This is a genomic window from Pseudoflavonifractor phocaeensis (genome assembly GCF_016901955.1).
Classification (GTDB): domain Bacteria; phylum Bacillota; class Clostridia; order Oscillospirales; family Oscillospiraceae; genus Flavonifractor; species Flavonifractor phocaeensis_A.
In genome coordinates, this window is the sequence record NZ_JACJLC010000226.1 from 1 (window position 1) to 486 (window position 486).

Consider the following 486-nt stretch of genomic DNA (forward strand, 5'->3'; position numbering starts at 1 on the left):
GAGGAGAAAGTCTACCGGGTTGCCCAGGCCGTCTACGATGGCATGGATCTTTGTGTTGAGTCCACCTCTGGTACGGCCAACTGCCTTATCTGCCGTTTTTTCCCCCACCGTTCGCGCTTTCGTGTACCTTGATACAAGTAGAGTCTATGCTGAGGTTTTCCATGTCTGCATCTTCAGACAGAGCATGAAATACCCTTTCCAGTGTGCCGTCATCCCGCCATTTGGCAAATCGGGCATACACGGACTGCCAGGGGCCATAGGTTTGGGGAAGCTCTCGCCATTGGGCGCCACTTCGGGCAATCCACAGCATACCGTTGAGTATGATCCGGTTGTCTTTTCGGGGGCGTCCTCGCTTTCCTGTTTCTTCCGGTGGCAGCAGTGGCTTTACACGTTCCCATTGTTCTTTTGTTAATTCATATCGTTTCATGCTCTTAATTTTATACTATTGCTTCTATTGTGCAACTTTTATTTTTCAAACAAGGCCTA

Annotated in this window: 1 protein-coding gene; it reads right to left on the bottom strand. The window is 49.4% G+C overall.

Translation table 11 applies throughout. From position 1 onward, the window contains the following. Positions 1-85: 85 nt before the first annotated feature. Positions 86-427, bottom strand: coding sequence for an IS5 family transposase (locus H6B51_RS18550; RefSeq protein ID WP_204884824.1), 342 nt, complete (start codon positions 425-427; stop codon positions 86-88). Positions 428-486: the final 59 nt, after the last annotated feature.